Raw genomic sequence first — 7,501 nt, forward strand, 5'->3', positions numbered from 1 at the left:
CTTGCTATGCGTCCGGTTTGCCTCCTTGTTCGGACGAAAAATCTACGCCAATCTGACGGACTTCATTTTATCAGCGATTCCTTGAGACGGTAGTCCACATTATACATCGTGCGTCCGCTGAGATCGCGGATACAGGCGTTAAAGGAAGAAAACGTCCCCTCCACATCATCGGGGTGCAGACGCGAGCTCCACGACTCGATCGTGTTCGGGAAATCCGACTCGCCACGGAAGCCGACCATACGGCGAAACTCATCCGACCAGATCGCGTACGCAATACTGAAATCCGGATTGATCTTCATATACCACATACCGGACTTGACCGCCTCATTGACCGTGCGCAGACGGAACCTCTGGTATTCCAGCTCCTCGTTCACACAGTCGATCAGCGCGTTCAGGTCAGCGGCATACGGCTCACCGCCATGCAGCTTCGTGAAGAGCTCGTTCTTCTCATGACCTGCAACAATCCCCTGAATCGTCCCTGCAAAATCCTGCGCACCGCCGGCAGCGGCACTGTTCATTGTCAAACATTGCATTCCCTCCAAAAAACTAACGCTCAATTATGTAGGCTTATTGTACCATATTCGCTCATATATGCAAGCGGTAGTTGAGGATTCATTGCATTGATAACAAAAAGAAAGGACAGCCGCATACCTTTCGCACGCAGCTGTCCTTTTATCAGAGACACTTTTATAAAACACCGAGCGCACACTGCTGTGTACGAATTTTCTGCTCCCAATCCGTACGCGAACGCTGCAAAAACTCGTGCACGAGATAGTCCGGCTGCACAGCGTCAAGAATCCGACGTGCCGCCTCTGTCTGAAACGGCTCGTGCCGATCCACGCGTATGACGTACTCCATCGCCGTCTGCCAGTCCAGAGGATCGCACGCGCCTGCATGGCGGTGCATCATCTCACGTACATACGAGCCGGAAAGCGATTGGTGCAGATGCAAACCATAGACGTACTTCCCCACCTCGCCGAGATTCCGATAGATCTTCGTCACATACGACGCGCCGTCTGCTTCGCTCCGCAGATCGAGATTCGTGTTCATCAGATGCCCCGTGTCGAGCATAAAGCCCACAGCGGGATAATTAACCTCCTCCAAGAGCATCGCAGCCAGATGCGGCTGACAAAAGGTCAACCCCGGCCACCAGAGGTTTTCAAAAAGGAGTCTGCATCCCTCAGGGATTTCGCACGCGATTTCATTCACGAGTTCGATCGTCGCACGAATGACAACCTCATCCGTCGCGGCAAATGCACGCGTATACATCTCGGATGTGCGATTGTGCGCGACGTGCAGGACGAGGTACTGCGGCTGACATTCTGCCGCCTGCCACAGATTCTCCTTCCACGCTGCGATCCAGTCACTGACGTGCAAAGATCCGTAGTAGGCGCGGATATTCTCCTCGCTGCCGAACTCCTCTATGAGTGCCGCACGGTTGCCGCGCCAAAAATCCACCCACGTCGGCCAGAACAGGAGATGCACGCCCTTGATATAGGTCGGTGGAAACATCGCACGATCCCACGGCGCACAGAGCATGAACTCGATGCCGTCCAGCATGTGCGTGTGCAGGACTGTCGGAAGTGTATCCGAACTGTTTTGGAGCAAATTCTCCACATCGCAGTCCGCATTGGATAGATTCGCCAGTGTAATCATAAATGCCCCGTTCTAGCCCCATGATTGTACGTCCTTTATGGACGATATTTTAACACCGTTCTCACGGGCTGTAAAGAACAGAGGAGCATCCTTCCTAGAACTTGTAGCTGTAACTGAGGAGATAGTTGAAGGGTGCCGTATGGTAACGGTTGACACTGCTGTGCATCGTCGTATCATCACGGTCGAGCACATTGTCAATGTGCAGACTGATCTCGCTGTTCTCATCGGGCGCATATGTTGTGTTCCATGTCGTGAGCAGATAAGGCTTAGAACGAAATGCGGGTTTGCTGTTTGGCGTCTGTACACGGTCTGCAAGATAAGAAGCCGTGAGCGCAGACGTCCATTTCCCTTTGTGGTAATTCACGCCTCCTGTCAGCTGAACTTTTCCAAATGTACGCACCCATCCAAGGTTATTCTCAGTATTCTTTGTCATCGGATTCTGCCACGTTACACCCCAGTTGTAGGAGAATCCGTTCGCTCCCTGAATTTCATTGGAGAGTTCCACCCCAACGTTCCGCATCTCCTCATTCGTATAGTAGCGCACTGGATTTGACAGATCGTCAACGTGTGGCATGATATTGTCCTTAACGCGTATATGGAATATTGCGGCTTTCCATACGTGCCCATCATGATTCTGCTTCCAACCAATTTCATAGTTGATGCCTTTCTGCGGGCGCAGATTCGGTGAAGGAAGCTGTGCAGCATTATCGTTATACATTTGTGCAAAGGTTGGCATGACGAAGGATTGGCTGATATTCAGGTATAGGCTGTTCTCGCGATTGAGCTTGTGCAGCCACTGCCCTGATGCACTGAGATTGCTGTAGTTCTGACTGCGTGCGGCACCCGTTGTCCACGTCCCACGCAATCCGAAAATCCCCGTGTTCTTCTCATCGAAGCGTTGCTCCCATTGCCCAAAGATCCCCCAGTTGTTGCGCGAATACCGTTCATTACTCGGGCGATGAGACGTAGGAATAACTGCATACATTTCGTGAACCAAGTCAAAGCCCAATATTGCGGTAGATTTTGGACTCATCTTCCAAGTGCGCTGTACATCCATACCGTATGAACTGTTTTTTTCACGCGTATGGTACCAACTATTCCTTCTCTGCCATGAATTTGTGATATATGTAGGTCCCTCATATGCCAAATTCCCCGTATTATAGAACAAATTCCCCTTCCAATCGGCATCTTGATAATTCAACTGCGTAATATACTGTTTCGTTTCATATTTACGGGATTGAATTACATCCCCCACACGCAATCTTGAACTGCCTCCACGTGCCTGAGATACTTCACGCGTATATTTTCCCTCCGTTTCATAGTAACCAAAAAGGAAATTCAGTCTGGGGTTCACTTGATAAGAAAGCCCTACATTCTGTCTAATGATATCACTGACATTCTGACGTGTCTCTCCCCTAAAACGAGCAGTCGATGCACTTGCATAGTTAAGCCCGTCTCTGTTTCCCCATTTATCACAGTTATAGTAGAAGCTAACGCGCTCATCCCCGACGCTGACACCGTAGCTGCGCTGTCCATAGTTGCCAAAGCCCACATGAACCTCGTTTGTGCCCTTTTTCTTTGTGATGATATTGACAACACCACTGACTGCCTCACTGCCGTAGAGAACAGACCCACTCCCTTTGACAATTTCGATACGTTCGATGCTGCTTGCAGGGATTTGGTCGAGGTTATACTTTCCACGCCATGCAATCGGATTCCCGTTCATAAGGACGAGCGCGCCGCCCTTAATCCCACGCAGATTTACTTCATTCGTCATGGCTCCCATCGCTGCGCCGTTGGGGCCGAAGGATTTATAGACGAAGCCGTCGACCTTCGAGAGCACATCTGCGGCGTTCGACGCGCCGCTCTGTTTAATGTCCTCTGCCGTGATGACCGTCGTCGCGGCGGGCACATCGATATCCCGCTTCTTCGTACGTGTTGCGGTCACAACGACCTCACCGAGGGAGTAGGTCGGCATCAGTTCATCTGCTTCTCCCCCCGTATACGCTGTCTCCGCCGCATAGACCTGCCCCGTCATCGCTGAGAGCGCGACCGCTGCTGCAAGAAATTTCTTGTTCCACATCTTCATTGTCATACCTCCATATCAATTCAACTGAAAGCGGAATGTCTTTTTCCACACCCCCCTCCGTCCATTATCCCCCGGATTGAACTGGAACCGCCAGCCTGCGGCAACAGCGGCTCTGTCCATCGCACGATAGCCCGATGAGGACTCGACACTGACATCCTCCACGGAACCATCGGACGCGACTAGAATCTTGATGGCAACCACCCCCTCTATATCATCATCAATCAGTTCCTGTGGATAGTCGGGGGCAGCCTCTGAGCGAAGACTCGCCTCCACACGCTCCCTGGGCGGCGGGGGCGGTGCATTCCCCGCCCCCCCACCGCCTCTCACGCCTGTACCGGAGCTGTGTCCCGTTCCACTGCCCGCCGTACGATTCCCGGAGGAATCACCTCCCGCTCGACCCTGATTCCCGACCGCAGCTGCCGTTCTTCGCCGAACCGGACGCGACTGAACAGGACGCTGATCCTGCACAACATAGTCCTCCTGCAAAACAGGATCATCTGGGAAATTTACCGCATCTTCGGGAAGAACCTCGCCGCTGCTCCCTGCGCCGCTGATATCTCCGTCCCCATCATAGAACGATACCTCCATCAGCATGTACTCCGCCGAAGAAGGTTCTGCAAAAGAAAAGGGTCCCAATGCCGCTGCGATCAATATGATTGCACAGTGCAGCAGGAAAGAGGCAGCGAACGCTTTCCGCAAAGTATTATTCTCGCTCATATCATGCCGCCTTCATATGCCTACGCAGGAGATACAGAAAATAGGGCGTACCGATAAACGCTGTCATAATGCCGACGCGGATCTCCATGCCCGAGAGCAGGATACGTCCCAGAGAATCACAGAGCACGAGGAACACCGCCCCCGCAAGGAGACTCGCGGGAAGCAGCCGCCGATGATCGGGACCGATCAGAAGACGCACCATATGTGGTACGACCAGCCCTACAAAACCGATATTGCCGCTGATACAGACCCCCGATGCCGTCGTCAGCGCAGCGAGTACGAGGAAGAGCAGACGGAATGCCGTTACGGGCATTCCCGCCGCACGCGCCTCCACCTCCCCAAACGCGAGCAGATTCAGATGACGTGCGAGGAACACCATAACAGATGCGCCGACCCCGATCGGACCAATGCCGAGCAGGACGTGATCCCAGCGCCGATAGTCCAGTCCTCCGATCGTCCAGAAAAGATACTGCTGCATCTTCTGCTCATTCATCACTGTGAGAATCGCTGCCGTACACGCTCCGAGAAACATCCCCACCACAACGCCCGCAAGGAGGAGGGTCATGACAGGAATCCGGCCGTGCCGCATCGACAGTGCGACGGTTAAGCCAACGGCGAGCATTGCGCCTGTAAATGCAAAGGCAGGCAGGGAGATCACGCTGCCCGCCGTCACGCCGAGACCGATAGCGAGCACTGCACCGACGGAGGCACCGCTCGATACACCGATGATGCCGGGGTCGGCGAGCGGGTTGCTGAAGATCCCCTGCAAAACAGCTCCCGAGACACCGAGCCCCGCCCCAACCATCATGCCAACAAGTGTGCGCGGGAGACGAATGTGCCAGAGCACCGCCTCCTGCTCCGGTGTCACGACGACATCGGTGAGAATCGGAAGCCCTGCCGCATGGGCAAAGGAGGCGACGACCGCCTCCATCGGAATGTCATACTGCCCCGAGCTCATAGACAGGAGAATCGCAAAGAGGAGCGCACCGACAAGGGCACACAGAAAGAGCTGTGTCCGTCCAAAACTCATATCTTCGTCTCCCCCCTCTCCTCTCTGCCAAGAATGACGCGAAGAAGGTGCGCATTCTCCCGTCCATCAACCGCCTCCGTGTAGATCTCCGCATGATGGGTCAGCGGATTCTCGACAACACGCACGGATGCCCCGTATGCCCGCGTCAGGAGCTCATCCGTCAGCACCGACTGCGGCGCACCGTCGGCAAGGAGCGTACCGTGCGCGATCAGCAGCAGACGCGAACAGAAGCGTGCGGCAAGACTCAATTCATGTGCCACAAACAAAACCGTCTTGCCCGCCGCAGCGAGTTCTCGGCAAAAGCGAAAGATCTCCTCCTGATAGATGAGGTCAAGCCCCGTCGCCGGCTCGTCAAGAAAGAGGACTGGAGTCTGCTGAGCAAGCACCTTCGCGAGCAGGACGCGCTGACGCTGCCCGCCCGACATGGCATGAAGCGGTTTATCCGCAAGCTCCAAGACGCCCGTGTACTCCATACATGCCTCAGTGATCGCATGATCGTCCGCCTTTTCCTGCCGCCACCACGAGAGATAGGGGTAGCGTCCTGCGAGCACAATGTCGCGTGCCGTATAGTCAAACGTCGTCTCCACGCGCTGCTGCAGATAGGCGACGCGCCGCGCAAACGCCTTTGCCGAAAGCGTACGGATGTCAGCCCCCATCAATGCGGCAGAGCCGGAGAGTGCGGGGAGGATGCCGCGCAGCGTTTTGAGGAGGGTGCTCTTACCCGCGCCATTGGGCCCAATCAGCCCGACAATCTCCCCCGCGCCGACGCGGAACGAGACATCCGCAAGGATGACCTTTCCGTTATATCCCGCATAGAGTCCGTCCGCCCGAACCATTTCGTTCAAAAAGAAATCTCCCCCTCCCCTTACTCGACTGCCGAAAGATGTTCATCTTCAGGCTGCTTGAATTCATCGCCGTAGACGCAGTACGCAATCTCCTGCACGCCGAAGACAAAGTCCTGCGAGCAGTTGTAGAGATAGCCCTCGAACGGCTCTGCAAACGCTTTGCTTCGAATCGCCCGCATCGTCTGCAGCGACGGGTCGTCCAGATACTCCCTGCGGAATTTCTCCACATCGTATTTCCCATGATCGTTGTATGTCGGCAGGAAGAGGATATCGGGATCGATCTGAACGAGCTGCTCCTTCGTCATCACTTGAAAGTCGCGAATGCCAAGCTCGGCACGCCCGTTGATCACGCCCGCATGGCGACACGCCTCATCAAAGCTGCTGCCAAGACCGCCGTACCCTGCCATGAGAGAGATGAGAACGACGCGCTTGCGCTCCCCCTGTGAAATCCGCTCCACCTTTGCCCGAATCTCCGCAAGTTTTGCATCCATCATGGAGAGAAGTTTCTGCCCGCGCTCCGGCTCCCCTGTCGCTGCAGCGAGCAGTGTAATTGTCTCACGAATCTCCGCAAGATTGGACGCTCCCTTGCAGACGACGACCTTCAGTCCCGCCTCACGCAGCGATGGTACTATCGTGAGATCACCCCAGTCCGGGACGACGACGAGATCGGGCTGCAACGCCATGATCTCCTCCACCGACGGATTGCCGATGCGCTGCGGAATCCCTTTGACAAGCCCCGTCACATTGGAACTCACGGGATCGTCGAGCAGACTGTTGACCGCCACGATGCGCTCCGGCTCGACCAGACCCAGCATCGTCTCATCTGTACTCATCGAGAGCGTGACAATGCGCTGCGGCGGGGCGGGGAAGTCAACCACCGTTCCCTCGATATCCGTAACCGTGTATGCCGCCGGCTTCTCCTCACCCGTCTTTGGTATGCTGCATGCCGTGAGCAAGACACACAACATACAGAGAAGAAGCACGGGGAGCTTTTTCTTTAACAACATCTCTCTTCCTTTCCGATGCTTGGGAAGCACTGATAAATTCAGCACCACCATCTTAGCGCATCTTTTTTGCCCGCACTGCGTCGGCAAATCCTCCACATAGCCTTTGCTATGCGTCCGGTTTGCCTCCTTGTTCGGACGAAAAAATCTACGCCAATCT

At 54.8% G+C, this 7,501-nt stretch carries 6 protein-coding genes and 1 pseudogene; all 7 read right to left on the reverse strand.

Annotated features, from left to right (window positions below; all coding sequences use genetic code 11):
* Nucleotides 1-80: 80 nt before the first annotated feature.
* Nucleotides 81-518: pseudogene (locus ACO6BQ_RS11480) on the reverse strand (PAS domain-containing protein); the annotation flags it as partial.
* 169 nt (nt 519-687) lie between these two features.
* Nucleotides 688-1,656, reverse strand: coding sequence for a TIM barrel protein (locus ACO6BQ_RS11485; RefSeq protein WP_489121075.1), 969 nt, complete (start codon nt 1,654-1,656; stop codon nt 688-690).
* Between the two features lie 94 nt (nt 1,657-1,750).
* Nucleotides 1,751-3,751: a TonB-dependent receptor plug domain-containing protein gene (locus ACO6BQ_RS11490; protein WP_489121077.1), complete on the reverse strand. Its 2,001-nt coding sequence runs from the start codon at nt 3,749-3,751 to the stop codon at nt 1,751-1,753.
* Nucleotides 3,752-3,760: 9 nt separating this feature from the next.
* Entirely contained in the window at nt 3,761-4,462 is a 702-nt protein-coding gene (locus ACO6BQ_RS11495) for an energy transducer TonB (protein WP_489121079.1), read from the reverse strand.
* Nucleotide 4,463: 1 nt separating this feature from the next.
* Nucleotides 4,464-5,492, reverse strand: a complete 1,029-nt coding sequence (locus ACO6BQ_RS11500) for a FecCD family ABC transporter permease (RefSeq protein WP_489121081.1) — start codon at nt 5,490-5,492, stop codon at nt 4,464-4,466.
* Nucleotides 5,489-6,328: an ABC transporter ATP-binding protein gene (locus tag ACO6BQ_RS11505; protein WP_489121085.1), complete on the reverse strand. Its 840-nt coding sequence runs from the start codon at nt 6,326-6,328 to the stop codon at nt 5,489-5,491. Before ACO6BQ_RS11505 ends, ACO6BQ_RS11500 begins: the two co-directional genes overlap by 4 nt.
* A gap of 29 nt (nt 6,329-6,357) precedes the next feature.
* Nucleotides 6,358-7,344 (reverse strand): ABC transporter substrate-binding protein, encoded by a 987-nt coding sequence (locus ACO6BQ_RS11510; RefSeq protein ID WP_489121083.1) that lies wholly within the window; start codon nt 7,342-7,344, stop codon nt 6,358-6,360.
* Nucleotides 7,345-7,501 lie beyond the last annotated feature (157 nt).

This window comes from Centipeda sp. (in: firmicutes), from assembly GCF_057271695.1.

What these genes read in the sequence shown, in the direction of transcription:
- ACO6BQ_RS11485 (WP_489121075.1), bottom strand. Translation starts at nt 1,656, where the DNA reads ATGATTACACTGGCGAATCTATCCAATGCGGACTGCGATGTGGAGAAT.
- ACO6BQ_RS11490 (WP_489121077.1), bottom strand. Translation starts at nt 3,751, where the DNA reads ATGACAATGAAGATGTGGAACAAGAAATTTCTTGCAGCAGCGGTCGCG.
- ACO6BQ_RS11495 (WP_489121079.1), bottom strand. Translation starts at nt 4,462, where the DNA reads ATGAGCGAGAATAATACTTTGCGGAAAGCGTTCGCTGCCTCTTTCCTG.
- ACO6BQ_RS11500 (WP_489121081.1), bottom strand. Translation starts at nt 5,492, where the DNA reads ATGAGTTTTGGACGGACACAGCTCTTTCTGTGTGCCCTTGTCGGTGCG.
- ACO6BQ_RS11505 (WP_489121085.1), bottom strand. Translation starts at nt 6,328, where the DNA reads ATGGTTCGGGCGGACGGACTCTATGCGGGATATAACGGAAAGGTCATC.
- ACO6BQ_RS11510 (WP_489121083.1), bottom strand. Translation starts at nt 7,344, where the DNA reads ATGTTGTTAAAGAAAAAGCTCCCCGTGCTTCTTCTCTGTATGTTGTGT.